Raw genomic sequence first — 25064 nt, forward strand, 5'->3', positions numbered from 1 at the left:
TGTGATCGCGGCCAGCGTTATTGCAGCCGCGAATGCGCCGTGTCCGCTCGTTTAGAGTCTCGCAGGCGTGCCGGGAAAAAATATCAGTCCACACGCTCAGGTCGCTTTCATAATGCCGACCGTCAACAACGGTTTCGAGAACGACAGAAACAAAAAGTAACGCATCAGGGTTCCTTACCGGTGACCGCTCATGATGTACTGAAACGTAAGCGCACTGGGCTCAAACAAACCGAGTCCATCGAGCTCATGGGCGGTGATTTGCGTTGTCACCATTGCGGTGCCGTTTGCGGGCCATTTTTACGCCGGGATTTTGTCCATGCCGGTCGGAATTTACCGTTATTCCGGAATCGATATGCTGGTGAGGGGGGATGATGACCATCAATAAAGACATTGAAGCGAAAATACTGCGTTATCATTTTGTGGAACAGTGGCGAGTCGGCACGATTGCCACCCAGTTAGGCATCCATCATTCCGTTGTTGATCGCGTGTTATCGCAAGCCGGACTGCCGAAGGTCGATCGCTCGCCGCGGGCATCGATCATCGATCCGTATTTGCCGTTTATCCGGGAGACCTTGGCGCAGTTTCCGACGCTAACGGCCGCCAGGTTGTATGAGATGGCGAGACAACGGGGTTATCCCGGCGGCCCCAGCCAGTTTCGCCAGCGCATTAGTCAACTGCGCCCGCGCCGACAGCCGGAAGCCTATTTGCGCTTAAAGACCTTACCCGGTGAACAAGGCCAAGTCGATTGGGGACACTTTGGTTCGATTCAAATCGGCAAAGCCAAACGACCGTTAATGGCGTTTGTGATGGTGTTAAGTTGGTCGCGGCAAATCTATTTGCAATTTTACCTCAATCAACAAATGGAAAACTTTCTACGCGGCCATGTGGCGGCGTTCGAGGCCTGGAATGGCTTACCCAAGGTGCTGCTCTATGACAATCTCAAATCGGCCGTGCTGGAACGTCAAGGCGACGCCATCCGTTTTCATCCCACGTTACTGGCCTTATCCGCGCATTATCGCTTTGAGCCACGCCCGGTCGCCGTCGCGCGCGGCAATGAAAAAGGCCGTGTGGAGCGGGCGATTCGTTATATCCGGGATAACTTTTTTGCCGCGCGGCATTTTCAAACACTCGAAGAACTGAATCAACAGGCCGATCAATGGTGTCAAGGCGTTAGCGGCGAGCGGCGCTGCCCGGAACATACCGAGTTGACGGTGCAGGAGGCTTTTCATCAGGAGCAGCCGAGTTTGCTCACTCTGCCGGACAACCCGTTTGATACCCGTGAAAGGACACAGGTCTCGGCCCGAAAGACGCCTTATATCCGCTTTGACTGGAATGATTACTCGATTCCGCATCAGCACGTACAAAAACCGCTGACGGTGATCGCCGATCTTAAGCGGCTATGCATCCTGGATGGCGAACATGTGATTGCCGAACATCGACGCAGTTTCGATAAGGCTAAGCAAATCGAAGATGAAAGCCATATCAATGCCTTGTGGCTGCAAAAAACCAACGCCAAGCAGCACCGAGGGCAAGACCGCTTAAGCGCCGCTTCCGCGCATACTTCTCTCTTCCTACAGCAGTCCATCCAACGGGGCCATGTGTTAAAAACTACGGTCCGGTTACTCAATCAGCTATTGGATGACTATGGCCGGGACGAATTGCACAGCGCGCTCGAAGAAGCGCTCAAACAGCAATCGCCCTACCCGCAAGCGGTGCAACAAATCCTGGAACGCCGGCGTGATGAAAAACGGCAGCCGCCGCCCCTGGCCGTCGCGGTGCCCGATAAAGTCAAGCCGTACCACATCAAAGCGGTCAACCTGGCTGAGTATGACCAACTCAATCCCAGTCACGAGGACGGCCCCGTCAATGACAGCGAACAAGAGCAGGAGAAGGAGCAAAAGAAAGCGTCAGAGCAAGAGCCAGAACCAAAGAACGCTATAACAACGATAAAAAAGGGGGAAAACCATGATGGATGCCGAACAACTCAAGCAACAAGCGATTGAGCTCAAGCTTCATGGTGTGCAGGCGCATTGGCATGAACTGACGCCAGCACAGTATCCCTGGCTGGAAACCCTATTAAACTGGGAACGGCAAGAGCGAAAACAACGTTCACTGGAGCGACGTTTAAGCCACGCCAAACTGGGGCGCTTTAAGCCCTTAACCGAATTCGATTGGCAGTGGCCGGATAAAATCGATCAAAAAGCGATCCATGCGTTAATGCACTTGGATTTTTTAACCGGGGCCAATAATATCATCCTACTGGGCGGTAACGGCGTGGGCAAATCAACCGTGGCGCAAAACCTGGGCTATCAAGCGGTGATGCACGGCCATACCGTCTTATTTACAACGGCCGCCAACATGCTCAATGACCTGGCCGCCCTGGACAGTGACAACGCCCTGCGGCGAAGAATCAAGCACTACGCCAAACCGGCTTTGTTAATCATCGATGAAGTCGGCTATCTCTCCTACAGCAACCGCCACGCGGATCTGCTGTTTGAAATCGTCAATCAACGCTATGAACAACGTTCCACGCTGGTCACCACCAATCGCCCGTTCGCCGAATGGAACGACGTCTTCCCCAATGCCGCTTGTGTCGTCTCTCTGGTTGACCGACTGGTTCATCATAGTGAAATCATCGCGATCGAGGGAAAATCGTATCGCATGAAAGAGGCCAAAGAACAGGCGACGGAACGGCGCAGCAGACAACAAGGGGGCGCCAAATGAAAATACTGAGAATCACCACCCATTGGACACCGGAAGAGGCCGATTGCGTCTATCAGTTCCTCGATGATTTGAAAGAAGCCATTTGGCAATGTTATGGTGAGGATATCCTGGACCTGTACAAAACAATACCTGACGAACAACAGGCGGGACCTGAGGAAAGCGATTTTAATGATGAGATCCCGTTTTAGCAGGTCGTTTTTTTAATGCTTTTAAAATGTGCCGTCCGCCGTTATTTTTGGTATTTATCCTGCGGCAAATAGTTGCGGGTTTAGGTCGGCGTTAACACTAGATTTTCATAGGAAAGCTGTTTGTGAACAGCAAGAGTTTGTTCTTTAATGTTGGAGTTTTTTACAGGCACAAGCATTACCGTTATTAAGGGTTATGCCGTATGACAGCCGTTGGGGGCCTCCTGTATACGGACCGAGGCAGCTCATGCTTGACCTCCCGGTTACATCACCATACTGCAAGTAACAGTATCGAATAGCTCAGGCTGCCAACCCTACAGTTTCGATCGTATGCTATTTCTGTATTAAAGCTACTCTCAGACTCGTATGAGCCGTGATGGGGTATTTAAAAAACATAAATTACAAATTATATGGCTGTCAACTTTCATCTAACTTTATGGAAGAAGACATTAGTTGACGTCCTTGTCATCGCAGCCCGTAGTCTTGCCGCTCTTCCGGTCATTCATTGTTCCTCAAAGCGTGCTATCCCTGCGCGTCCTGCAGTCCCAGTAGCGCACGTCCTTGTGCTCTTATGCGCTACTTAGCGGATGTCGATCGTACCGGTTGTCGCCACCGAATCCCTGCCGATCGCTTGCGTGTTGGTCAGCGTGTTTTTCGAGGCGTTGATCAGAGTCGATTTCTCTACTTTCGAGCCGACGATGCTGATAGAGCCTGTGTGAGCGGCGCTGTTGCGACCGATCGCCTGAGTGTTGGTCAACGTGTTTTTGGAAGCGTTGATTATCGTGGATTTTTCGATTTTCGAGCCTTCGGCCATGGCTGTGCCGGCGACGACTGTCATCAAAACGACTGCTGCGAAAGATACTGTTTTCATGGTGGTTTCCCCTTGGTTTTTGTTGGTATGGTTCGTTCAAGCGTTTCGTTGAACTTGGGTACAGTATCCCGATTTCCGGAAGAAAAGGCGGTGATCGAGTCACGCCGTTTGTGTGATTTATTCACCGGTTGGCGAAGATAACGGGAATGGTTCACAGAACAGCAAGCTGAAGCATCTTGCTAATCAGAAACCCTTATCGCCCAAAAACGATAACGATCAAATCGATTAAAAAATAGACACCTTTGTCTAGCCATTGATATGATCAGCAAGAAGGTTGCTTGTACACAGACTTTTCCACAGATTTTGTGGATAACTCAATAGCTCCGAGACTTTGTCAGGGCACATAATACTGATTATGCTGCATAAATTAATTCCGAAATCCTAAACGATTCGGTGTGGAGGTAACTATGGAAGCGTTTTTGCTTGCGGCCGCTTTGGTCGCCTCATTTGGCACGCTGGTGTTATTTTACCGTGCGAATAGGCTGTTGGCCGCCCTGCCCGCCGACAAGGCCGCCGTTGTGTCCGGAAAAGTCACTTCCCTCATGGTCTCTGCCGGCAAGTGGCTGACCGTTGCCGGCGGTATCGGCACGCTGCCGTTGGTCGCGTTGTTGGTCTTTGCGCCCAATGCTCCGGGTTTCCAATGGATTGCTGCCAGCGGGTTCGCCGGCTGCCTGGCTTACGTTCTGGCGGCATTACTACTGGTTCCGGCCGGTCTGATCAACGGTATTAACCATTCGATCCAGATCAAGCGCCTGGCCGTCGGCGGCGCTCGTTTCGTCCTGGATAAAGGTCTGAGCTTGGCCCGTCAAAAAGCCTTTTGGATTAGCCTGGCCGTCATTACGGTCGTTATTGCTTTCCTGCCTTGGATCATCGATCTGTTGACCTTTGTGGGTTATGCTTGGCTGTTGTTTATCGCTGGGCGGTTAAGTTTATTGGATGTTTCTGATAACAAGAGCATTAATAACGGTTTTTATTACAATGCTACTACTGGAGAAATGGACGAGGGTGATGATCCATTAGGGATATACCCTTACGATTATCATGAAGAATTTTATGAATCATAATTTTCCTTTGCTAATCATTTTTTTACCAGAATCACCTCCTTTAGTACCTGCATTCTGTGGTCCTTGAAACCCTTTTTTGGTTACATCACTTATACCGCTCCCAACCCTAAACCCCGCCCAAGCCAACAACCCCGACCAAAACAGCGGCATCACGACGAACAACCCACCGATCACGAAATCGATGATCATTTCGACGAGCATGTTGTTTTGCATGCTCAATTGATACCAGGATGGCTTGATCGCCTCGATCAAGTTATTGTCCAGCCAATTGGCAATCGCCCATAGCACGGTCCAGAACTTGACCGAAAAAACGATGATCGACATGAAAATGATCTTGCTCGGCTGGTAGGACGAAAACCAAAAGTAAAACGGCATCAAGGCATAAATCAGCATCAGCACCACGGCCTGGATGATCGGAGCCGCCGCTTTCATTGCGTATAGCGCCGGATAAAACGACATGGCTTCCATGAAGGAGCCCAGCGTAGCGCCTGCCGAGCTGGCGGCGTTGGCAAAGCTCGCTTCGTTATAGCTATTCAAATTCCTCAGTCCGTTGAATGCCGTTTCCTCACGGCTGATCAATGTTTTGATCGCGATGTTTTCAACCTCTTCCTGAGGCTTACCCGTTGTATTCGCGACATGCTGCTTGAACGTCGTCAACGCTCCGGCATCGATCTGGTCTGCTAAGGCTTCGCGCAGCCCGATGCCATTGGCGTGTCCGTTTCCAGTCCACCATTGCGCGCAGGTCGGTTTACCGTCGACGGGGATATACACATTCGGATCGTATTCCAGGTCACGGTTCGGGTCGTAAGTAAAGCCCGGGACCGTGGCGCTGGCCCGTGCGGTCTGGTAAGTCCCGTTCAAAAAAAACTGCGATCCCAACCAATTCAGATCCTCCTTCGGCAAATTATTCGGATAAGGCTGGTTATGATCCAGAAACATCGCCATCGCATGCCGGTAGCAATCCTTGAAAAACAGTTGGACCTGGCGGCGCAATTGCGGGTCTTTGACACGCGCGTTCTCGATGCTGAACGACATCAGGCGGATATTGTGGGTACACGGGATTGCCAGGATGGCCGCATCGTTCATGCCGCCGGTCACCGCCAGAACGGCGTACCACCAAATTGGAACCAGGGCGTTATTACCGCCGAGCGTCGCCGCCGTAAACGTTGTGTCGTAGGTTTTACCGGTATTGCCGCCGGCCACCGCATTGCCGCCCGGATCACACGCCTTGGTATAACTCAAGTTGTTGTAACTGACGGTCAGGTACGGTTGAACAGCGATCACCAACACCGCGAACATTTTAACGGTATCGATTTCGATGCGGCGCAAGGAAACCGCCGACGCATCCTTGGCTTCCTGACTGATTATCGGTAAGACGATATTGCGCAAAAACATCCCGATGAACGGCAGATAGGCCAGACCGGTATCGACGAGAACCTCCCAAAATACGTCGTACATCGTCCAGCCGAATTGCGTGAGATAGATTTCAAGATACGAAGAAACACCCATGACACTGCCTATAACACTGAAAGATTGTCGATAAATTGCACGAGAACACCGTGCGATAACACCGCTTCCATGACCAACAGCCACAACGCCATGCGCCACCGGTAATTCAGCATGAAAGCCAGTTGTTCGCAGCTCAACCCGGCCCAGGCAGCATAGATAGCCGACCAGCGAGGCCATCCGATGATAATCACCAAAAACAAACCGATCCGCCAAACCGCCAAGGGCCATTCGGCGGACTCGACCGCCTGTTTAATCGTTTCGATCGGATAATAATGACTGGCGACAATCAGCCCGGCGGCAATGGCGAGTGAAAGCATCGCGGTTAGCCATAACGACCCGGTAAAGACTTGCCGGCTACGTTTTCTGGCCCATGCCATTTGATCCTGCTCGGAAGGTTTCCCGTCTGTTGGTTGTTGATGCGTCATGGGTTTATCGCTCCATCCTCTAGAGTAGAGTCCTCGGACCCGGCTGCGGGAGGGGTTGATTGAGAACGATTGTCGTGCTCCGCTTTCAATCCTAAAATCACGGCAGGCGTTTGCGACGCCAACTCGTTATGAATCCGGCGCTCGTACATGATGTCGTTGATTTCTCTGTCCAGGCGGGATATGGATTGCTCGATTTGCGTCGGGGCCGGCGAGTTGGCGACATTCGGTTCGCGGCTGGCGGTTATCAGCATGCGCCGGATAATCAATGCCTTTTCGACGACTTTGGCCATCGCCACCTCGGACGCCAACTTGCTGACCGCAATCGATTGTTCGCCTGGCTTGAGCGACCGGATCGCGCCGATCACGTCTTGGTTGATCAGAACGGCGTTGCTCGATACGTCGCCTAGATTCTCGAGGGTGGTTTGCGCATTGCCGGTCACCAGATTAGTCAATTTTTGCATGGCGTCTGTCATTTCGCCGGCGATTTTCGGCAGTAACCCGTGTCCCGGCACCGTTTCGACAGGACGCTGGTCATGGGTGTAGATATGCACATCCCCCAACACGTCGACCGCCCATTCCGACGCTTTATTCGGGGAATCGAATACTTCCACTAGCCTCTGTGACTTGTCGGCAGGTTGAGTCGTGTTATCGGGATTTCGATTCAGGGTGATGTTGTAGCCCGCTTTCACTACGTCGTAGGTCGCCTTGATGGCATCCATGTTCTTGCCGCCGGCTTTTTTGCCGCCAATCCAGGGCACGCCGTTGTCGCCATTACTGCGCTCGACATTCTCCTTGGCTTGCACCACGTCTACATTGGCACCACCGTAGCCGTTCGAACCCATTTGTACTTTCCAATCGACGATCTTCGACAAGTCGGTCCATTCGGCATACGGATTGAGTCCTTGCTTGATTTCCTGTTCATATTGCTCGCACGATTTATTCGCCAGCGATAAAATCGCTTCCACGCGGATCAAGGCATTCTGAAACAAATCGTACAATCCTGGATCGATACGTTGCATGATCAATGCCGGAAGCCCGCCGATCGCTGCTTGCACTGCGCCGATCGCGCCGTTGACGAGATTATTGCCGGTATTCTGCAGATCATTGAGTAAATTGGTCAGCCCCAGCATGGGGTCGAAATTGCCGCAACTGTAACCAAGGCCGTACTCTAATGAACCATTGAGCGCATACGTTTGCACATTGACGTTGGGCGGCACCGATATCGATCGCGCACCGCCGATTTTGTAATAAAAGTCGCTGTTGTCACCGTTCGACCAGGGGATCGCCAGGCAAGTGTTAACGGCCAGCAACAGCAGCAGACCGGTAATGACAAACATTCGTTGGTTCATAACGCCCCCATGTCATCGCGTGTTTAATGAGTAATGACCGGCGTCGGAAACGGCATGAAATCGATGACGACCAACGCTCCGTCGTCAATTTCGCAACAGGCGTAAGGTCGCCACAAGGCATGGACGTAATCGCCCGTCTTCGACACTCGTCCGCCGCCCCAGCCTCGGAGCGCCAGCGTGTCGTTCTCGCCGAACAGCAGACATTGCTCCATTTTTGGCGAGGTGGGTTGCCACCAACCCTCTTCGTTGCTGTTTTCGATCAAACTGCCCGGCGACCAGGTCAACTTGTTGTCTTCGACGAAAACCGGCTCGCCCAGAATGCTCCGGTAAACATGCGGCTGACCGTCACGGGTGATGATGTCGCCGACCCGATGCGCAACGACGGCGGCGGCTTTGGGCTGCGCATACTGAATGGTCCAGCCGGTTCGCGGATAAATATGGCCCCATCTGTTCAACGGCCAATTACCGATTTCCCGCAAGCCCGGCACCCAGGAGGCCGGATGCAAGGCATCCAAGCCTCCCCAACGCCAGGACGGGATATCCAGTTGCGCGGAAAAATACGGACTGGCAGCCGTGGTGTTCGACGGACAATAGATACGCCCGGTCAGCGGATGACCGACCGCGAGCGCATCCTGATGAATCAGGTTGTTGTGATTCCGATTAAACGTATCGATACGTTTGGGATCTTCGACCCGATCCACGCCCTGCGGATTAATCACGGTGACCATGACATCGGGATTGAAATGACCGATCTTGAGCTTCACTTCAATATCGCAGCCGAAGGGCGTGCAAACGATCCAGATACACACACCGACGACCCGGAGTTGAATGCATTCGTATTGCTTGGCCGAGGATTGCGCGGCGACCAGGTTCGCGCAGAAAAAAACAACGAGCAACAGTCTACGGATCGTAGCATTCACGGATTGTTCCTATGCCATTCGCGGTAGATCGCCAACGCGCGATTCAGGTCGGTCACGCCGTACACCACGGCCTTGCCCCGGTCGAATACTATGGCGGGATAGCGGCTGATTCCGTATTGCATCCCTGCGATTTGCCCTTGAAATGCCTGCGTGAACTGTTCCTGGACGGACTCCATGCCTTGCTCTTTAAAGCGCCGCTCCAATGTGGCTTTGGCCTGTTCTTGGTTGGGCGGCAACCCAGCTGCCAGATTAGCCGTCAAGCGTTTGCCGTCGTCGAGATTGTAGGTTTTTATCTCTATGCCCTGCCCGGCCAGAGCGTCGATGCCGGTCAACGGGAATGCGTCGCTGTGAATGGCTTCGACGACTATTGCATGCCCATCGGCCCATACAGGTAAAGGCATGACTGCCGTCATGACGCTCACCGTCAAACCAGGGACGATGATCATGGATTTAATGCTGGTCATCAATTTCCTCCCGTCGCCTAAAACTGATCTCTTTGGCCACCTGTTCGACCGCCTCGATCTCGCTGCAACCGTTCTGCTTCATGATACGGGCTCGGTTTGCCTTCTCGTCTTTCTCGGTCATCGCCAAGGCCAACGCCAACGGCGGCGGGACGATGCGGAACAACATCGCTTGTTCGTCGGTCAACACCACGCCTTCGGTAAAGTGCTTCGGTGATTTTCTGGCCGCCAGCAGCATGTTTTTTTCCTCGTCGCGCAAGTCGCGAAAGCGGGCGATGTGCTCGACCTCCTCTTTCGGCATGACCAGGCAAAACCACCACTCCAACATGTTGAGCATCTTTTTACTGGCATCGGGGAAATCTTCCAAATTTTGCGTCGCGATCCAAAACCAGGCACCCAGTTTCCGCCACATCTTGACGATCTTGATGACATACGGAGCCAACAGCGGATTGGTGGTGATGATATGCCCTTCGTCGGTGATCACGATCGTGGGCCTGGCATCGTTCTGGTGCCGCTCCACCAGATCGTGAATATGGTTCATCAAACCGATGTAGGCGACGGTCAATTGATCTTCGTAGCCTTCCCTGGCCAGGATACCCATATCGACCCAGGTAAAATCGACATCCGGCCAGCGCACGCCGGGGCGATTGAAAAAATGCCCGGCTAGCCCGGAACAGAACAGCTCCATGCCGTCGGCCATGTCCTGCACCCGTTCCCGGCGGCGGTCGGCCAAACCCTCCAGATTGCGCAGCGCCTGCACGACATCCTCGGTCAATACCTGGTTGCGCCCGGCCTCCTTGACGTTCTTCGCGGCCTCGTGAATCGCTCGGCGAATCAGCAGCCGATCCGCGCGGGTCATGCGATTGTCCTCGCGCACGTCGCCGCCGGTGATCATGATCCGGGCGGCGATCTCCATTTCACCGAGTAAATCCCGGTTGTCGTCCTCGATGTCTTCGTTATCGAAATCGTTGTACGGATCGTCGTCGAGGTCGTTATCCTCGTGCAGATCGAAATCCAGGTTTTTCTGGTCGAGCAATTTCAAGGCTTCGCTGAACGGGGGCAAGCTGACATCCGCGCCCGGCAGCATCGACACCCGGTTGGTCGTGACGCCCTGGCTTGCCAAATACTGGCCCAGCAAGCCGAACGAGTTGCCTGCCTCGATGATGAAGATGCGGGGCCGGTACACCGCCATCATTTGCAGGATCATGTACACCAAGGTGGCCGATTTACCGGCCCCGGTCGGCCCGATGATCAGGGCGTGGGCATTCTTCTTGCGGTCCTGCGGATTCAACGGGTCCAACATCAAGGGTTCGGCGCCGCGATTGAAGAACAATAAGCCGGGATGGCCGGAACCGGTGGAGCGTCCGTAAACCGGCATGAGATTGGCGCAGTGTTTGGAAAAGATCAAACGGGAGCGCCGCGCTTCACGCTTGTCGTGGTCGTACTGATAGCCCATCGGCAGGTTGCGCAGATAACTGTCCAGCGGAATCAAATCGTCACGCTCCATGATCGGTTGCAATCCATTCGACAACAGCAAGGAATTGACCTTGTTGATTTTGCGGTGTAAATCGGGTTCGTCGTCGCCGCGCACATAAACCGCCAACTGGACCGGCAACAGTTTATTGCCTTTGGCGATTTCCATCACCGCTTTTTCGGCGTCTTGCGCCGCCAGTTTCGCTTCCGGATAATCGCCCACCGAACCGTGCTGGACCAAGCCAAGATGGTTGCGCACAAGATCCTGAGCCGCAACGACGAGGGTCATCGCCAGGATGGTTTCTTCCGGCATGCGGTCGAACATCGCGTAAACGTGATCGCCGCTGCTGCGTTCGGCTCCAAACAAGCCGATATCCGGAATCTTCCGAAGTCCTTGAACGGTGACGGTTTTGTGCGGCATCCCGTCGAACCACCAAATACCTCGATCCGCGTCCGAATGCGGCATGCCCAGCATCAGGGTTTCGGCGTATGCGTAGCCGAAAGGCATCTCGTCATCGCCGGGGTACGGCGCGACGTTGCGCAAAACGGCTTCGCTATCGCCCTCCTCGACCGCCGGTCTCGGATTGAACCAGCGGAACATCCAGTCATAGAGTTCCTTGCCGCCCAACCGGGTCAGGCGAATGCCGGCCGTCGCAAAGGCCGTGGTCAGCTTGGCGGCCGCATCGTTCAATTCCTCCTCGGGCGGCAGATGGTAATAGTCGTGCGTCCCGGCATTCTTGGCCGGTTTACGGCGGCGGTAGAGCGTCGCCCTGATACGCCGGCGCTGGCCACGCCACGGCCCGCCGGTGACCATTTTGTCGTCGAATGCGCCGCCGGTTTGGGAAATGGTCTGCAAATGATCGTGCAAGATCGTCAAGTAGTTTTCGCTCAATTCGCTTTGTTGCGCGCGCGGGTCGAGATAACGCTCGACCTCGTCGACGACGCCGAGCAGACTGGGCTCGTCCTGCAAGAACAATTGAAAAATCCAAGGCGAGTCCAGTTCCTCGGCGATCGAGGTCAATACGGTTTGCAGTTTGTCGCGCAGTTCGGCGATGTATTGAGTCGTTCGGCCTTCGGTGCCGATGCCGCCGATCTCGAACAACGCAGCGACGCTGTAGCCGTCATCGAGCAAGAAACAGCGCGTCTGCGGACAATATTCCAGCCACGGCAGCAAATTGGTAAACGAAGCCGGCCGTTCATAGAGCTGCCGTATCCGTCTTTCGGTCGGTGCTCTGTCGGTGGCCCTGCGTCGAAACCGGGCGGCATCGTCCTGCGCTTGAGTTTTAGCGGACGGTTTAGTTTTAGCGAATGCATGAGTTGTAAAGGAAAAAAGCGCCATCAATAGCCCTCCTCTGGCTCGCCCGGCAAGGCGTATTCGGGTTTCTCGTAGAAGGGGAACGCCGTTGAATAACCGGGCACGGGATAACGCTCGGCGCCGCTCAAATGCGGAAACACATACATGATCAAGGTTTTGTTCATTAGCCGTGGAAAGACTTGCCGAACCTCTGACCCGGCATCGCGCGTATAAGCGGACAGCTCCGAAGTCGGTTCCGGTTCACGCCGCGCTTCCCGTTCAAGCAATTCGCCGCGCGTCGCGTCGAGTGTGTCCTGATCGTGTTCGGTACCGGAAAAGTGTCTGTGGTAAACTTCTTTCATGGTCGGCCCTTCCTGGGGCAAGATCGATTCTTTGTCGCCGGTTGCGCAGCCCGCCGTGATCAAGGTCAGGCTCAGGGCGCACAGCGCATTAATCCAGTAAGTCGTCGTCAGTCGTTTGAGTTGAGGCATAATGGGTTTTTCTCCCGTCCGGTTCATAATCGATAGGCAGTTCGATGTCGACGTGGACGGCCAATTCGGCACCGGTATCCACATAGACCGCATCGAACGATTGCGCCGCGCGTTCGCGCAAGTATTGACTCACCTCGTTCGCGCCGCCGGCCAAGGCCTGACCGGCCGCAAACTGACCGGCATCGCCGGTGATCACCGAGGTGGCCACGCCTTGCCCGAGCGAGACGGCATTCGTGGTTTGGGCCTGACTGAACGCGCCGGCGGCGGCTTCGGCGGCGGAGGCCAGAATGCGCCCCGCCAAATAGTCCGGCGCGTTACTGATTCGGGTTCCGGTCACGCAGGGAATGCCGCGCCGGTCGGATATCCAGCCCATTTTCAGTTGTTGTCCGCCTTGTTGTTGCCCTTGTTGGGAAGCCTGTAAGTTCTTGGTCGTATCGGCGGACAGTTCCCGGATGGTGCCGTCGGCAAACACATAAGTCACCGAGACGATGTCGCCCCGAACGCAAGAGAGCGTCCAATCGCCGGTCGCTTTACCGCTGAACACCATGCCGTCAAGCCCCGGCACTTCGATGCCGTTGGCGGCCAGGTTGTCGCGACCGACGATGACTTTGAACGGAAACGGGTCTTCGACCACGCCTTTGAACGGAATCCGCCCGATCAGCGCGGTCATGCCGGTCGAGCCGATGAGTGTGGCGTTTCGCGGCACCGTATAGACCGGTTCGTCCGGTTCGGCTTCGTCCAATTTGGCTTTTAAATAATTCTCGGTCGTACTGCTTGTTCCAAGCAATCCGCCGGTGTCATCGGCCGGGTCCGGGTCGTCGCCGCTTTTCGATAACGCGGGATAAACCCAATTGCCCTGGCGGTCTTTGCTCGTGCCCAGCGGTTCGATCCAAACGATTTCCGTAGGTTTGGGCAGGGTTATGCCGTCGCCGCTACCGATGCCGAAGCCGATCGGGATATCGCTGCCGGGTGCTTGTTGTGCGGCGCCGTTTTGCGCCTGGGTCAATTCGTCGAGTTGGTTTTTGAAAAAATCCAGTCTTTCAGTCAGCTTGCCGACTGCGGTGGTATCTTCCTTATCCTTTAGGTTGCGCATTTCGGTGAGCAGATCCGCCCTGACTTTGCTTTCTATCTCCTGGCGTTGACGCAACAATTCCTGATTTTGCATGTGCAGCTTTTCGGATTCGTTTTTGATCGAGGCGACTTGTGCCGTCAGTGTGCGGATCGTATCGGCCGGCGAATCCGCGTCGGGCGTGCCGGCGACCGGCACCTGGTCGAGTTGAATGTTCTCGCCGCCGCTATCGATCGATTTGACGCCGACGAAGACCAACATCAGTAAAACCAAGCCTGCGATAATCGGTAATAATTTGTTCGATGGCATCTACATAACCCCCCGTATCATTTCATGAAAGGGACGATCGGAAACCAAATAGACGGCTGTGGTATCCGCCTCGGAACCGACCGGATGCAGCCGGCCATGTTGAAACGTCGCCGCTTTCCAGCGGCCGCGAATGCGCCGCGGGTCGAGCTCGACCGCCGCTGTCCCGGTATTACGCAGTTGCACGGCGGTGACATACAATTCGCCGCCCTGCCAGCTCGCGACCGGCAACGCTTCGATCGGCTCGCCCCTGATCAGATTGTGCAGCGCGCGCCGAGTCACCACGACCCGGTGAATATTCGGCGAGGCTTTCAGCATCCTGGACGGCGCATATAATTGCTGGGCCGCGAAGCGGGTTAAGGTGACCAAGCCCGGTGCTTTTTGCGATTTGCGGGATGTACGGGCATTGCGGCGATTTCTGTCGCTGTCGGTTTTTTCGGCGCTCTGCGCTTGCCTACTCAGCACTTCGATCGGATTGACCGGCAGGTTTGGCTCTTTGCTTGCGCTCAGATCGACCAAATAAATGCCGCTGCCGTCGGTCTCGTGAATCTCAATGCGCTGGGCCTCGAACGATTCGTTCGCCAGCCAATACACGGTACCGTTATGGCTTTGCGTTCGCACCTTGCCGGACAGCTCGGACGGCATGCCCACGCGCACGTCGCCCGGAAACGTAACCCATCGCTCCCGGCCGACCGGCAGGGTGATACTGAGCGGCACTTTGTCCCAAAACAGACGTTCGATGTCCGCCGATCCGGCCACGGACGGCAACAGGCAATAGAGTACTGCCACCAGAAACAAGCACTCCCTTTTCATCGAAAAACCGTCCAAGAATAAAAGGTATGAGATGTGTCTATCGAGGACCGCCGTGAACCCATCCATGGGGGCTTGACGGCAGCGATCCCTGCTGCCGACATCCTCGCTAGCCACACCCCATACCCTCATAAAGTTGGCCTTCATTTGAGTATAAAAAGCGTAGTGTAGATATACCGACCTCCCTGTTTTGTTTCTTATGTTAATCATGACGGTCCCCCTGCTTTTTCTTCGTTGCTCAACCGCTGCGGCCCTTCGCCGCCGAAGCCGTCCAGAGCCAAGCCCCACGGGTTGACTTCTGGATCGACATGGTAGCGCACGACGCGAATCGGATAGCGAATGTCCAGGCTTTTTACGTCCATGCCGCGCACCGTTTCCTCGATACGAAAATCGAGCCATACCAGCCAGGTATTGCGATCGAGCACGTCCACCCGGCGCTCTTCGTAGCCGTGGCCGGGGATGAGTTGAATGCCCCGAACCCGTCCGCTCAATTCCCCCCGCTTGCCTCGCAGTTCCAGATCATGGGTTAGAAATTGCCGAAATTCCGGGGTCAGATACGCCGCCATGCGGAACACTTGCTTGCCGTAATCGGTTTCGCCGTTTTCCTCCCAGTGGTTGAGTTGCTGAAAGATATAATGGGCGAAGGCATAGACGTTCGGCGGCGGGACTTCATCGAGCTTTAACACCGCGCCGGAACGCAGGTCCGGTGGTATGTGAAAACGGATATCGTTTCTCGACTGATGCCAGCCGTACCACAGGCCCACGATCAATAACAGCTGGAAACCGATCACGATACGCAAAGAATTGATGTGCGATTTGAGCGTACTGTTTTCGTCCCGATAGCGCATGACGGCCTCTTATCGATGAGAGTGAAACGAACGCGGCAGGGTGCGTCCCAAGTCCCACGGCCCTTGCCGGGCAATCAACGAGGATGAGCGCAGGCCGAATTTGTTCAGCTTGAGTATCAGAACATGCTGATAATAAAAGTCGGGGCGGCCGCGCTTGATCCGTTGGAACCCCGTCGAGCCGAAAACGATCGTCGCCAGCACGCCCAGTGTGGCGATTCCGAGACCCATCACGGGGGCTCCGAACAGCCCGGCGAGCAGGAGCCCGGCGGGCAACCAGAACACGGTGGCGCATAACAAAATCATGCCCAGCTCCGAATTGGTGCTGCCACGGAAGATGACCGGCTCCTGATTGAGCCGGTCAGCCAGTGTTTCCGTGCTAATATCTTGCGCGTCCATCGGTTAGATGACGTTCGACGCTTCGGTCAGTAAGAAGCTGATGAAAATCATCACCCCCGCTGCGACGACCGCAGTTAAGCCGACTTCACCCCATTCGGCCCGCCCTGCTCTGGCCTCGTTGAATTTGGCGATCGTAATCCAACCGATCCATAAAAACGCCACGACCGCGATGATCAGTCCGATGACGAGCCCGGCGTCCTTGGCATAGCCCTTGATCAACTCCAGCCAGTTGCCCGCCGCCGGGGCGTTACTGGGAGCGACCGGCGCAGGCAAGGCCGCTTGCGCGTTGACACTGAGCATCGACAAGGAAAAGACGATGAAAGCGGTGAGTCGATGAGCGGATTGTCCTATCGTGTTGTTGAGTTTGTTCATGTGTGTTATCTCCATTATGAAAGAGAATGAGACCAGCGAATTAGATTCAGTTTAGGGTTGGGTCAACGGATGAAGTAGCCCACGAGCAAGACCACAACGATTGCTCTGAGCACGGAAGAAGTCATGTCATAAAAGTCTCCTTTCCTGGTTTGCCAGGCGTGATATTGCGATTTCGTGATCCAGACCAACCACAGCAAATAAATCACCGCGAAGACCATGGCGATCCCTAACAACAGTTGTCCGGGATTGGCGATATTACCGGTGGCCTGCGTGAAAGCGGCGGTTTGCTGATTCGTCATGTCAGTGCCGGTAGTCGCCTTTCAAGGGCGGAAAACTGCGCGGCTGCGTCGACGGAGCCGATAAATGCTCTTGAATCCCCAAAACCATGCGATCGAGGTCTAATGCCAACCAGTCATAGTGAAATTGCACCCTGGCGTCGCTGTCTGCCTGGGCTTTGGCTTCGGCGATCAGCGGTTTCAAGGATTCAATTTCATGTTTGATTTTGGCTAACGCGGTTCGCTCGGCGTCGTTGTCGGCAGAGGCCGTGAAAGGACAAGCGAGCAGCAGCGCGGTGATGATTGTTTTTTGGACCATGACGTTCTCTTCGCGATTCGAGAGTGAGTAATAGTGATTGCTTGACGGTTATTGTTTGCATCCGAATGCAAAAAAGCCATAAAAAACCCTAACTGAATTTCCCATGGGTTTTTTATGGCCGATTTTTTCGGCGTTTCTTCTTTTGTTTTGATATTCCAACTTCGTTCCGGCTCTGCATCCCACCGACAATAATTGATAAATGATTCGAAACAGTCGCTATACTTCAAATACCGTTGGTGGCGCTCTTTAGATCGTGAGATTTTCGGGATATTTAACGCTCCGCCAACAATCGCTGTCCCGAGAAAACAACCGAGTCCGTTCCATTCTGTACATCTCCAACCGCAGGAGCATTGATTCTTATCATTGCCGTTTCTTCTCTATTGCATTCGCAGCAGGCCGTCCAATGGCGACTGCTATCATCCTCAAAACTGTGCATTCGCTGAAAATCTTGGAAACGGAGCGCTAGCGAAGTGAAGATTTTTAGTCCCCGATAGCCGTAGCGCCGGGTGTTTTGCCGGAGTCTGCGCGAATAGCGCAGGCGGAGGCAAAATACAAGGCATCGCGACACGGCGTCAAGCCATTTGCGGGAGTGCTACGAAGCCGCATCGAGTATACGAGGATGTGGCGTAGTGGCACGGACGCAGGGCGAATCGGGGCCGCCGAAGGCATTAGCAGTCGCGTAATTTTTGCTGATTTTTCAAGCAGGATGCCCGGAAAAAATCTTTCGCAAAAATAGCGACTCCCCTTCACTCATTTCATAAAGCCCTGTTGTTATTCATCACGTTACAAATATTTTTTAAACGTCGACGACATCACCAAAATCGATACCGCGAACAGCACGGCGAACGGCAGAACGACCAGATTGGGATGAACGCTAACGGGCATTGCGAGATAGACGATCCAGGGCAGAATTAACGACGGATAGAGCGCTTTTTTGGCCCAGTGATAGACGAACGACGATTCTCTCCCGCCACTCCAGCGGCGAATGTCGCGTTGCACCAGTCCATCGACCAAGCCCGTCGCACCCAACAGGACGAAGGCCGGCATTGCCAAGGTCAATACTGCCAGACGCACCCCGAATATCTGCGTCACGGTCATAGCAGCCAGAACGTAGGCCTCGACCATTTGAAACAGACGATGCAGACCTTTTCTGACATTACCTGAATGGGTGTTGGTAGGAGTTGCCAGCCAAATCACGGCGGATTGAATGCCCGTTTTTTTGAAGGTCAGATCGTAAAAATGTTTGGAAAAACGCTCGGCATAGCGCCTCGGACTCTCGACGATTGCGCTTTGCCGGAAATCGCGGTTCAAATACTGTAACTCCTGTTGCAGCATGCGTTCGCTGTGCTCCGCGCCCGGCTCGTCCCACCAGCCGATCGCCATACCCACCCACTCGATCACGATCGAAAAGACCAGCGTCAGGATCAAGTACATCACGATCTGGAGTACGCGGATCAGTGTCGTCGCTATAATGCCTTGCTCTGCGCTTTGCTGCGCCGACGCCGGCCGCCGTTTGGTTTGCTCCGCCATGTCAGCCGGCCCACCAGTGGTCACTGGTCAAATAACGGCGCTGCATTTCGGCGGCCACTTCGCGCAAGTTCTTCGGCATCATGCCGTCGTCGCTTTTGGACGGCAGCGGCATGCGGATTTTCCACAGATTACCGCCTTCGAGCAGCGCGAAGGCCTGGCCTTTCGGCAAGGCCATCACGTTGGCCGGGGTGATCAACGGGACTTCGGTGACCGATATCCGGTCCTGGTTGGTCGAGGTGAAATCGACCTTGGAAGTCGGGTCGGCGGTGTCGTTGACGCCGGAGACTTCGGTTACGGTGGTCACGTTACAGCTATCGACTTGACTGGTCAGCATTTCCGCTGTGGCCAATTCCTTGACCCTGAGCATGATCAGCGTATTGAAGTTGCCAGCGACCTGCCCGGCTTTGGCCTTGCTGCCGATTCGCGCTTCCACGTCGGACCAGGTTTGTGTGTAAGCCGTCACCTGAAATCCGGACCCGCCGGCTTTGTTCAGCAGTGGAATAAACTCGTCGCCGATCAGTTCGTTGAATTCGTCGGCATGCAGCGAAATGGTCGGCATGTCCGGCGCCTGTTCCGTTTCCGGCATGCCGCGATCGGTGCCGTGTTTGTAAATTTCCCCCGACACCGACACCAGGTCGGCGAACATGGAATTGCCGACCGCCGACGCGACCGCCGTGTCGGTTAGCGCATCCAAGCCAATATAGACCACGCCCTTGCGGCGAATGATCTGGCGCCAATCGATGATCGGGCGATTGTCTTCCATGTCCGAATAATCCGGCGAGATCAATGACGCGGTTTTGCCGGAGATCAGTTTTTCCATCAGCGGCAGCAGCGAGGCCACGATCTTGTCGAAATAGGTTTTGTCGTACTCGAAGGCGGAGCGCAGGCCGTCGGCGACCGGATCGTACAAGCCGTTCTCTTTGGCATAACGCACTAACGCAATCGCCTCGTGCGACCGGCCTTTCAGCGCGAACGGCAGATCCCGTTCATTAATAGCATCCGCCATGCGCTGGACTTCCTGGACCCATTCGATCGGCGCGACATCCGGCAACCACTGCCGGTAGTATTCGATCAGCAGGGGTTCGATATGGGTGATGTAACGCGTGACTTGCCGGTAATCCGGACGACGGCCCATTTTGACCAAGGCCACCGCGATCATGTTGGTGAACCGCCAGGCGAATTCCCGGAAAGCAGCGGAGTTGCCTTCGCTTGGCAAGGCGTTGGTCAGTCGTGTGGCGACTTCGGTGATTCGGGAAAAGTTGCCGATCGCATTGTAACGGCAGGAGATATCGGGATAGCCCAAGTGGAAAATGTAGGTCTCGTCGCTACGCCCGGCCCGTTTGGCTTCGGCGACCACGCGTTTCATCAGGTCGGCGTCACCCTTCGGATCGAATACGATAACGGTATCGCCCCGGGCAATATCCTGGGTAATCAGGATTTCCGCCAAGCGTGTTTTGCCGACGCGGGTGGTACCGAGCACCAAGGTATGACCGACCCGTTCGCGTAGATCCATCGTGACATCCTGCTCCCGCATTTCGACGGCGTGAATGTGCGGTTTGCCGCCGACCGGCGGCAAGGGTCTGACCGGGTTCCACGGCGAATGGCTTCGCAATAGTTTGGCGACTCTATTGAGTAGGAATGAATGTTCCCATTGCGACTCCCTGCGTCGGGCCCAGCGATACAGTGCGGACGGTTCGATGTAATGCCGGACTTTCGGATTCAGGGTGTCGCGCAATCGCTGCGTATGTTGTTGCCGCCACAGGAAGCCCTTGCCTAGAAACAGTCGGCGGCGGCTGACCGGAATGGCCTTCGGCTCGACGACATATTCCGGCATCCGGCGCATGTTTCGTTGATAACGCAGGATAACCAGCGCGTCAAACAGTCGATAGAGCCCGAACCCGGTTAACAGCACCGCCGACAGATAACCGACCGCCGGCGTCATCATGATCGCCCAAGGCGCCAGGGCGGAGATCAGCGCGATACCGAACGCGCAAAAGGCGGACCACAGTTCGATCGGAGGACGCAACAGCGCTTCGACGGGATAATGCTTGTTCATTGCTCGATGCGGTTTTTTGAAATCAACACCGGGTAATGCGTCAGTTCCAATTGCCGGGCGATCTTATCGCCCGGAACCGGGTTGACTGCCAATCCATCGGCGGCTTGCCTTAATTGACGCAGTTGATCCGGATTCTCCACGTTGACGACGATGCCGGTCGCACGATGCCGTTTTAGCTGTTCCAGGTTATGCCGAAGCCAGTTGAGCGACAGCTCGTCATATCCGACGATGAACACCGGGCGATCGAGTCCGGGCCGATCGATTACGCGCGATTGAACAAGACCCGGCGTCAGCGCCTGGCTGCGGACCGGCAGCGGATCTAAGTTTTGCGGAATATCCGGTAAAGATAGGGATTGTTGATAATTCGGTTGGCTGATTTGCAAACGGTCCGGCATTGGCCGCGTGTTGCTGGCGTCGAATAGGACCACTGGCTCGCTGTTGGCTGCCGTGCCGAATAGCGCGATGAGAATGAAACAGTCAATGACGCAACGCATAACGGACTCCTTTTGATGGAGTCGTCATTGTTGATAACCGGAATGAAATCGACAATAAAAAACCCTTAAGCCAATTTGGAAGGGTTTTTATTGTTGCCTTGATGTACTCTGTGCTGTGTACTATTTTTTTAAAATCAGTACTAGCGACACCGTCTGAATCGAGCCATGGGTTAAGATGTTATCCTTGGATGACTATTCTAAAGCGGACGCAAAGAAATAATTCACTTTAAATCGGCTGAACATCTGGTTCCGACCAACTTGAGACGGTCAATTTTTGGAAATCAGTACAATTGAATGTCCGGTCACAATCAGTAATTGGTCAATCACTATTGATATTGCTTGAGCTACATTGATCAATGCTGTTTTATTACACAAATCTTTGTCCAGCGGTTATCATTATTAAAATGCCATTTAGAATGTAGAACAAATATTTTTTGAAATTGCAATAATTTGAGGAAAATGGAGAAGTTATGGCTTCCGGTGCACTGCTAAGACAACTTATAAAGTCTGGTTCTGAGGGCGATTCAGAATCTTTCCGTCGTGTTTCTGAAAAAGTTATTCAGGAAGAACGGGATAAGCAACACCATTTACTTGCCAATGATTTGGAAAAAATTCTCTATGGTCGACGTAGTTCTTCCGAGCAAGCAAAACGTTTTGTATTCTCAAAATTACCTGAAGATAAAGAACGGGGCTTAGCTCTTTTACAAATAAAAGAACCCCTGCGCAGAATTGATGATGTTATTTTATCTGATGAAAATCGTTCTCTGCTGGACGAAATCCTAGAAGAACATCATCGTGTTGAAATCCTTAAAACACACGGCTTATTTCCTGCGGACCGCTTGCTTTTCTGTGGACCGCCTGGATGCGGAAAGACGCTATCGGCGGAAATTGTTGCTGGCGAACTTGGCTTACCCTTGGCGATTGTCCGGATTGATAGTGTTGTATCCTCCTATCTGGGTGAAACGGCGGCAAACCTGCGTAAAGTATTCGATTTTATAACAGCCATCCCTATGGTAGTGTTATTCGACGAGTTTGATGCGTTGGCAAAAGACCGTGCCGACAGTGCTGAGCATGGTGAATTAAAACGCGTCGTTAATGCTTTTTTACAAATGTTGGATGCTTATGACGGTAAAAGTTTATTAATCGCAGCCACTAATCATGAAGGTATTTTGGATTCCGCAATTTGGCGACGCTTTGATGAAGTGTTAGTGTTTGAAGCCCCTAATTTAGAACAGCTTAAACGCTTACTTGCCATCAAGCTTAAAGGTGTGCGCAGGGAATTCGAAATTGACAATGGCAAAATTTCTGGATTGTTCAAAAGCATGTCACATGCCGATGTCGAACGGGTTTTACGCCGCGCCATTAAAGAAAAAGTCTTATCAGGTAAAGAGTTTTTGACCGAACGGCACATTCAATCAGCCATACGCCGAGAGGATGCAAGAAGGAATCGGGTTTCTAAACAGGAATAGTTATTCATGACATCAAGTTATCCACATTTGCCACTACAACGTGAAACCCCTATAACCGAGAAACGACCAGGCCAACCACCTCGATCCAAAAAACTAGATAATCCTGTAGCTCATGGACAATCTTTACAACTTCAATTACAGAAAACCATTCAACAAACCGAGCAGGACATAGGTGGTTTTGATGATCGTAAGCTGTTTAGCTTTCAAGTTGACAAAGGCTTTTTCAATCCCGATGATTTGAAAAAAATTTCCAAAGAAATTGAGTTTGTGAGTCAAGAAGCTGATGAAGTTATCATTGCTTTTGTTAGCCAATCGGCTTTGCAATCGTTTGAAGCCAAGTTAGCGTCAATAGCTCAAGGGGAAAGCGTTACCAATAAGCAAGTCTATTATGCCTTACAGGGTATGAGGGGATGGACGCCGGACGATAGAGCCAGTTGGTCATTAAAGCAGGAAGGCTTGCCTCTAACTGATACATTCTATCTCGACCTTGAACTGTGGCCGATTGAGGATAATGCCAGGGAACGCCAATTACTTTGTAGCAAGTTTGAATCATGGCTTAAAGAAAATGGAATTGAGTTTCCTGATAGCGTTAAACAATCAGGACTTACCATATATCGCGTCCGCTGTAATCGCACTCAAGCCGAACAACTGCTGCATCACCGTGATATACGCATTGTTGATCTACCTCCGCGTTTTGGCCTGAATATAAAGCATCTCGGCCTAGATATTCAGCAATTCCCAATTGCTCCGTCACCGCTACCCACCGCACCGGGTGTTGTGGTACTGGATAGTGGGCTTGCTACTGGGCATCCATTGTTGGGGTCTGCGGTAGGCGATGCGCAAAGCTTTTTGCCTGGCCATATTGCAGCAGATGAAAGTGGTCATGGAACCCATGTCGCCGGCATTGCGTTGTATGGCGATTTGGCAAAATCAATAGAGGTCGGCTCATTCATCCCTGAATTGCGTCTTTTTAGCGGACGCATTCTGGATAGTAATAATGAAAATGACGGCCTGATTGAAAACCATATTGATGCTGCCGTTCGCTATTTTGTTGACGAATACAATTGCCGTGTTTTCAACCTTTCTTTCGGTGATAGCCGCAAACCTTATCTCGGCGGACATGTTCGCGGTTTGGCATATACCTTGGACAGATTGTCCCATGAACTGGGTGTTTTATTTGTCGTTTCGTCTGGAAATGTATTGCCTAGCCAGCTTGATGGACTAGCCTGGAGACAAGACTATCCACAGTATTTAATTCATGATGATTGGTCGATTATCGATCCCGCCACAGCAATTAATGCATTGACGGTCGGCAGTTTGGCACGTTGGGAAGCAAGCCTAAATGCTCAGCGCCATACTCATGACCCTGCTGAATTACCCATAGCCAAAATCGAACAGCCTTCACCGTTTACCCGTCATGGACCAACGGTAGGTGGTGCCATAAAGCCTGAACTGGTGGCCTTTGGCGGCAACTGGGTTTTAAATGCTCGTAGTGGTGCAAATCATATTCACGAACAAGGTCTAGGCGAGCTATCGGCCAATCTGGATTTCGCCCAAGGTAGTCTGTTGGGGCTTAAATGCGGCACCAGCTTTGCTGCACCCCATATCACCCATTTAGCTGGAAAAATATTATCGGAACATCCTGGAGCAAACGCCAATTTACTTCGCGCATTACTGGTTACACACGCCGCAATACCAAGCTCTTCATCGGGAATTTTTGATAAAGACGACTCAGCCAGAAAAGTACTGGGATACGGTTATGTCGATGCACGGGCATTGCTTAAATCCTTGGAAGACGAAGTTACCCTGATTGCTGAAGGTCAAATTGAAAACAAGCGCCACCATTTTTACGAATTGTTGGTGCCAGAGGATTTTGTTTCTTCAGGCAAAAGAGTCCGCGAAATTGTAGTTAGTCTGGCTCACACACCACCAGTTCGATCAACGCGAGTCACCTATAAGGCTATGCGGCTGGACTATAGATTAGTTTCAGCTCCTAATCTTGAACATGCGGTCAAAATGTTCAACAAGGCGACCAGCAAGGAAGATTTTGATAACATCAAGGAATTAAAAGGTGCAAGCATTAGCAGAAGTCTCAGAAGCAAAGGCACGGTTCAATCTGCAATGTGGCAATTCAAACAGTTCAACCGTAATTCCAAATTAAAAACCGAACGGCTGTTTGTTGTTGTCACCAGAAATGATCACCCTTGGGGCGAGTCTGATACCAAAACCACCGAGGAATACTCACTCGTGGTCTGCTTACGTGATCGAGAGAATCAGGAAGCTAAGCTATACACCCAAATTCAAAACCGCTTACAACAACGTCAGCGGGCTAGAGCCAGGATATAGTTTGATAT

At 53.1% G+C, this 25064-nt stretch carries 24 protein-coding genes; 6 read left to right on the plus strand and 18 right to left on the minus strand.

What is annotated here, in order from left to right; genetic code table 11:
• Window positions 1-368: 368 nt before the first annotated feature.
• From istA to ACINK7_RS17040, 3 genes are read left to right on the plus strand one after another with little or no spacing between them, the layout of a single operon-like run.
• Complete coding sequence (gene istA / locus ACINK7_RS17030; protein ID WP_404357093.1) at window positions 369-2003, plus strand: IS21 family transposase; 1635 nt, start codon at window positions 369-371, stop codon at window positions 2001-2003.
• Window positions 1966-2724: an IS21-like element helper ATPase IstB gene (istB, locus tag ACINK7_RS17035; RefSeq protein ID WP_404357095.1), complete on the plus strand. Its 759-nt coding sequence runs from the start codon at window positions 1966-1968 to the stop codon at window positions 2722-2724. The genes istA and istB overlap by 38 nt, the downstream gene beginning before the upstream one ends.
• A complete protein-coding gene (locus ACINK7_RS17040; protein WP_404357097.1) occupies window positions 2721-2912 on the plus strand; it encodes a hypothetical protein in 192 nt (63 codons plus the stop codon). The genes istB and ACINK7_RS17040 overlap by 4 nt, the downstream gene beginning before the upstream one ends.
• 577 nt (window positions 2913-3489) lie before the next feature.
• On the opposite strand, the gene ACINK7_RS17045 is transcribed toward ACINK7_RS17040, so the two are convergent.
• The gene (locus tag ACINK7_RS17045; protein ID WP_404357099.1) at window positions 3490-3780 is read right to left on the minus strand and encodes a hypothetical protein; all 291 of its coding nucleotides are present in this window, start codon (window positions 3778-3780) and stop codon (window positions 3490-3492) included.
• 407 nt (window positions 3781-4187) lie between these two features.
• On the opposite strand from ACINK7_RS17045, the gene ACINK7_RS17050 reads away from it, so the two are divergent.
• Entirely contained in the window at window positions 4188-4844 is a 657-nt protein-coding gene (locus ACINK7_RS17050) for a hypothetical protein (RefSeq protein ID WP_404357101.1), read from the plus strand.
• On the opposite strand, the gene ACINK7_RS17055 is transcribed toward ACINK7_RS17050, so the two are convergent.
• From ACINK7_RS17055 to ACINK7_RS17135, 17 genes are all read right to left on the minus strand, one after another.
• Window positions 4839-6353, minus strand: a complete 1515-nt coding sequence (locus tag ACINK7_RS17055; protein ID WP_404357103.1) for a conjugal transfer protein TraG N-terminal domain-containing protein — start codon at window positions 6351-6353, stop codon at window positions 4839-4841. The genes ACINK7_RS17050 and ACINK7_RS17055 overlap by 6 nt on opposite strands.
• A gap of 8 nt (window positions 6354-6361) precedes the next feature.
• Window positions 6362-6778: a hypothetical protein gene (locus ACINK7_RS17060; RefSeq protein ID WP_404357105.1), complete on the minus strand. Its 417-nt coding sequence runs from the start codon at window positions 6776-6778 to the stop codon at window positions 6362-6364.
• A complete protein-coding gene (locus tag ACINK7_RS17065; RefSeq protein WP_404357107.1) occupies window positions 6775-8127 on the minus strand; it encodes an integrating conjugative element protein in 1353 nt (450 codons plus the stop codon). The genes ACINK7_RS17060 and ACINK7_RS17065 overlap by 4 nt, the downstream gene beginning before the upstream one ends.
• A 23-nt stretch (window positions 8128-8150) precedes the next feature.
• Entirely contained in the window at window positions 8151-9047 is an 897-nt protein-coding gene (locus tag ACINK7_RS17070) for a TraU family protein (protein ID WP_404357109.1), read from the minus strand.
• Complete coding sequence (locus tag ACINK7_RS17075) at window positions 9044-9511, minus strand: TIGR03757 family integrating conjugative element protein (RefSeq protein WP_404357111.1); 468 nt, start codon at window positions 9509-9511, stop codon at window positions 9044-9046. The genes ACINK7_RS17070 and ACINK7_RS17075 overlap by 4 nt, the downstream gene beginning before the upstream one ends.
• Entirely contained in the window at window positions 9498-12320 is a 2823-nt protein-coding gene (locus tag ACINK7_RS17080; protein WP_404357113.1) for a conjugative transfer ATPase, read from the minus strand. Before ACINK7_RS17080 ends, ACINK7_RS17075 begins: the two co-directional genes overlap by 14 nt.
• Complete coding sequence (locus tag ACINK7_RS17085) at window positions 12320-12766, minus strand: TIGR03751 family conjugal transfer lipoprotein (RefSeq protein ID WP_404357114.1); 447 nt, start codon at window positions 12764-12766, stop codon at window positions 12320-12322. Before ACINK7_RS17085 ends, ACINK7_RS17080 begins: the two co-directional genes overlap by 1 nt.
• A complete protein-coding gene (locus ACINK7_RS17090; protein ID WP_404357115.1) occupies window positions 12726-14144 on the minus strand; it encodes a TIGR03752 family integrating conjugative element protein in 1419 nt (472 codons plus the stop codon). Before ACINK7_RS17090 ends, ACINK7_RS17085 begins: the two co-directional genes overlap by 41 nt.
• Window positions 14145-15083 (minus strand): TIGR03749 family integrating conjugative element protein, encoded by a 939-nt coding sequence (locus ACINK7_RS17095; protein WP_404357117.1) that lies wholly within the window; start codon window positions 15081-15083, stop codon window positions 14145-14147. It abuts the gene before it with no gap.
• A gap of 74 nt (window positions 15084-15157) precedes the next feature.
• A complete protein-coding gene (locus ACINK7_RS17100) occupies window positions 15158-15799 on the minus strand; it encodes a PFL_4703 family integrating conjugative element protein (RefSeq protein WP_404357119.1) in 642 nt (213 codons plus the stop codon).
• 9 nt (window positions 15800-15808) lie between these two features.
• Entirely contained in the window at window positions 15809-16195 is a 387-nt protein-coding gene (locus ACINK7_RS17105) for a TIGR03750 family conjugal transfer protein (protein ID WP_404357121.1), read from the minus strand.
• Between the two features lie 3 nt (window positions 16196-16198).
• Entirely contained in the window at window positions 16199-16567 is a 369-nt protein-coding gene (locus ACINK7_RS17110) for a TIGR03745 family integrating conjugative element membrane protein (protein WP_404357123.1), read from the minus strand.
• 62 nt (window positions 16568-16629) lie between these two features.
• Entirely contained in the window at window positions 16630-16866 is a 237-nt protein-coding gene (locus tag ACINK7_RS17115) for a TIGR03758 family integrating conjugative element protein (RefSeq protein ID WP_404357125.1), read from the minus strand.
• Window position 16867: 1 nt separating this feature from the next.
• Entirely contained in the window at window positions 16868-17161 is a 294-nt protein-coding gene (locus ACINK7_RS17120) for an RAQPRD family integrative conjugative element protein (protein ID WP_404357126.1), read from the minus strand.
• A 783-nt stretch (window positions 17162-17944) separates the two neighbouring features.
• Complete coding sequence (locus ACINK7_RS17125; protein ID WP_404357128.1) at window positions 17945-18691, minus strand: TIGR03747 family integrating conjugative element membrane protein; 747 nt, start codon at window positions 18689-18691, stop codon at window positions 17945-17947.
• Window position 18692: 1 nt separating this feature from the next.
• Window positions 18693-20717: a type IV conjugative transfer system coupling protein TraD gene (gene traD, locus ACINK7_RS17130; RefSeq protein ID WP_404357129.1), complete on the minus strand. Its 2025-nt coding sequence runs from the start codon at window positions 20715-20717 to the stop codon at window positions 18693-18695.
• Between the two features lie 26 nt (window positions 20718-20743).
• Window positions 20744-21241 carry an integrating conjugative element protein gene (locus ACINK7_RS17135; protein WP_404357131.1) on the minus strand — a complete coding sequence of 166 codons (498 nt, stop codon included), beginning with the start codon at window positions 21239-21241 and terminating at the stop codon, window positions 20744-20746.
• Window positions 21242-21711: 470 nt separating this feature from the next.
• Here ACINK7_RS17135 and ACINK7_RS17140 point away from each other — a divergent pair, with 470 nt between their 5' ends.
• A complete protein-coding gene (locus tag ACINK7_RS17140; protein ID WP_404357133.1) occupies window positions 21712-22710 on the plus strand; it encodes an AAA family ATPase in 999 nt (332 codons plus the stop codon).
• Window positions 22711-22716: 6 nt separating this feature from the next.
• A complete protein-coding gene (locus tag ACINK7_RS17145) occupies window positions 22717-25056 on the plus strand; it encodes a S8 family peptidase (protein ID WP_404357134.1) in 2340 nt (779 codons plus the stop codon).
• Window positions 25057-25064 lie beyond the last annotated feature (8 nt).

Origin of the sequence: Methylotuvimicrobium sp. KM1 (assembly GCF_044788715.1) — a bacterium.
Lineage (GTDB): Bacteria > Pseudomonadota > Gammaproteobacteria > Methylococcales > Methylomonadaceae > Methylotuvimicrobium.

Bases quoted from the DNA above. Each gene is read 5' to 3' on its own strand.
- ACINK7_RS17110 (WP_404357123.1), bottom strand. From the start codon at position 16,567: ATGAACAAACTCAACAACACGATAGGACAATCCGCTCATCGACTCACC.
- ACINK7_RS17125 (WP_404357128.1), bottom strand. From the start codon at position 18,691: ATGGCGGAGCAAACCAAACGGCGGCCGGCGTCGGCGCAGCAAAGCGCA.
- ACINK7_RS17040 (WP_404357097.1), top strand. From the start codon at position 2,721: ATGAAAATACTGAGAATCACCACCCATTGGACACCGGAAGAGGCCGAT.
- ACINK7_RS17095 (WP_404357117.1), bottom strand. From the start codon at position 15,083: ATGAGGGTATGGGGTGTGGCTAGCGAGGATGTCGGCAGCAGGGATCGC.
- ACINK7_RS17065 (WP_404357107.1), bottom strand. From the start codon at position 8,127: ATGAACCAACGAATGTTTGTCATTACCGGTCTGCTGCTGTTGCTGGCC.
- ACINK7_RS17080 (WP_404357113.1), bottom strand. From the start codon at position 12,320: ATGGCGCTTTTTTCCTTTACAACTCATGCATTCGCTAAAACTAAACCG.
- ACINK7_RS17085 (WP_404357114.1), bottom strand. From the start codon at position 12,766: ATGCCTCAACTCAAACGACTGACGACGACTTACTGGATTAATGCGCTG.
- ACINK7_RS17105 (WP_404357121.1), bottom strand. From the start codon at position 16,195: ATGGACGCGCAAGATATTAGCACGGAAACACTGGCTGACCGGCTCAAT.
- ACINK7_RS17140 (WP_404357133.1), top strand. From the start codon at position 21,712: ATGGCTTCCGGTGCACTGCTAAGACAACTTATAAAGTCTGGTTCTGAG.
- istB (WP_404357095.1), top strand. From the start codon at position 1,966: ATGATGGATGCCGAACAACTCAAGCAACAAGCGATTGAGCTCAAGCTT.
- istA (WP_404357093.1), top strand. From the start codon at position 369: ATGATGACCATCAATAAAGACATTGAAGCGAAAATACTGCGTTATCAT.
- ACINK7_RS17045 (WP_404357099.1), bottom strand. From the start codon at position 3,780: ATGAAAACAGTATCTTTCGCAGCAGTCGTTTTGATGACAGTCGTCGCC.
- ACINK7_RS17100 (WP_404357119.1), bottom strand. From the start codon at position 15,799: ATGCGCTATCGGGACGAAAACAGTACGCTCAAATCGCACATCAATTCT.
- ACINK7_RS17135 (WP_404357131.1), bottom strand. From the start codon at position 21,241: ATGCGTTGCGTCATTGACTGTTTCATTCTCATCGCGCTATTCGGCACG.
- ACINK7_RS17115 (WP_404357125.1), bottom strand. From the start codon at position 16,866: ATGACGAATCAGCAAACCGCCGCTTTCACGCAGGCCACCGGTAATATC.
- ACINK7_RS17060 (WP_404357105.1), bottom strand. From the start codon at position 6,778: ATGACGCATCAACAACCAACAGACGGGAAACCTTCCGAGCAGGATCAA.
- ACINK7_RS17090 (WP_404357115.1), bottom strand. From the start codon at position 14,144: ATGCCATCGAACAAATTATTACCGATTATCGCAGGCTTGGTTTTACTG.
- ACINK7_RS17055 (WP_404357103.1), bottom strand. From the start codon at position 6,353: ATGGGTGTTTCTTCGTATCTTGAAATCTATCTCACGCAATTCGGCTGG.
- ACINK7_RS17050 (WP_404357101.1), top strand. From the start codon at position 4,188: ATGGAAGCGTTTTTGCTTGCGGCCGCTTTGGTCGCCTCATTTGGCACG.
- ACINK7_RS17145 (WP_404357134.1), top strand. From the start codon at position 22,717: ATGACATCAAGTTATCCACATTTGCCACTACAACGTGAAACCCCTATA.
- ACINK7_RS17120 (WP_404357126.1), bottom strand. From the start codon at position 17,161: ATGGTCCAAAAAACAATCATCACCGCGCTGCTGCTCGCTTGTCCTTTC.
- ACINK7_RS17075 (WP_404357111.1), bottom strand. From the start codon at position 9,511: ATGACCAGCATTAAATCCATGATCATCGTCCCTGGTTTGACGGTGAGC.